The organism is Bradyrhizobium sp. Crot121, from assembly GCF_059512385.1.
This window is the reverse complement of sequence record NZ_JCAMOR010000553.1, coordinates 1-282: the sequence shown is the minus strand read 5'-3', so window position 1 is coordinate 282 and position 282 is coordinate 1. Positions and strand designations below refer to the sequence as shown.

Genomic DNA, 282 nt, shown 5'->3' with positions numbered 1-282 from the left:
CAGTCCCGGCATCACCGGCCAGTGCCGCACCCTCAGCCGTGCGCGTGATAATCGTCTCGGCTGCTTTGCGTCTGAGCGATCGCAACAAGCGCTGCACGATGGTGTGCTGCGGCGGACCGAACTGTTCGGGGCGTTGTTCGGCGAGGCGACCGAGAATTGCCAGCGCGGTCAGACGGGGCTCGGCCGCCAGCCAGCGCTCGATGTCGGCGAGGTGCGGATCGAGCATTGATGGCATTCTCATGCGCTTTTTGTATGGCTTGCGCATGCGCCGATGGATGATGC

At 64.2% G+C, this 282-nt stretch carries 1 pseudogene; it reads right to left on the bottom strand.

From position 1 onward, the window contains the following. Nucleotides 1-226 (bottom strand): annotated as a pseudogene (locus tag AC5ZGW_RS47885) (hypothetical protein); the annotation flags it as partial. Between the last annotated feature and the right edge of the window lie 56 nt (nucleotides 227-282).